This window comes from Mesorhizobium sp. M4A.F.Ca.ET.020.02.1.1 (assembly GCF_004022645.1).
Lineage (GTDB): Bacteria > Pseudomonadota > Alphaproteobacteria > Rhizobiales > Rhizobiaceae > Mesorhizobium.
The window spans coordinates 1-853 of sequence record NZ_RZOI01001237.1 but is presented as its reverse complement, the minus strand read 5'-3'; the positions used below and the strand labels follow the sequence as shown (position 1 = coordinate 853).

General features: G+C 65.1%; 1 protein-coding gene. It reads left to right on the top strand.

Going from position 1 to position 853, the window contains the following annotated elements:
• Positions 1 to 853: trypsin-like peptidase domain-containing protein (locus tag EN742_RS36330; protein ID WP_128333953.1), on the top strand; the 853-nt coding region annotated here is incomplete at both ends.

The following is an 853-nucleotide window of genomic DNA, read 5'->3' as shown; positions in this document are numbered from 1 at the left end:
ATCTGCTGCATGGCGTTGAAGGCGAAAATGCCACCTCCGGGCCGGACAAGCGCGTGCCGTTCGGTCGCGAGGAGGTGCAGCTCTCGTTCGCGCCGCTGGTCAAGCAGACGGCGCCGGCCGTGGTCAACGTCTATGCCTCGCAGACGGCCAAGGTGACGTCGCCTTTCGAGGGCGATCCGTTCTTCGAGGAGTTCTTCGGGCGCGCGCAGCCGCGCGCGCAGTCCTCGCTCGGCTCCGGCGTACTGGTCGACCCGAGCGGCGTCATTGTCACCAATTACCACGTCATCAAGGATGCCGACGAGGTGAAGGTGGCGACCGCTGACGGTCGCGAGTTCGCCAGCAAGGTCATGCTCAAGGACGAGACACTCGATCTCGCCGTGCTCAAGATCTCGGCCGACAAGCCGTTCCCGGTGATCGCCATCGGCGATTCCGACGCGCTGGAGGTCGGCGACCTGGTGCTGGCCATCGGCAATCCGTTCGGCGTCGGACAGACCACCACCAGCGGCATCGTTTCGGCACTTGCCCGCAGCCATATCGGCGTCTCGGATTCGGGCTACTTCATCCAGACTGACGCCGCCATCAATCCCGGCAATTCCGGCGGCGCGCTGATCAACATGGGCGGTCAGCTGGTCGGCATCAACACGGCTATCTACAGCCGCAGCGGCGGCTCGATCGGCATCGGTTTTGCCATCCCCGCCAACATGGTGCGGGCTTTCGCTGACGCCGCCAAAGCCGGTCTCGATTTCTTCGAGCGGCCCTATATCGGCGCCGAGTTCGAGGCGGTGACGCCGCAGATTGCCGAATCGCTCGGCATGGAAAAGCCGACCGGCGCGCTGGTCTCGACGGTCGACGC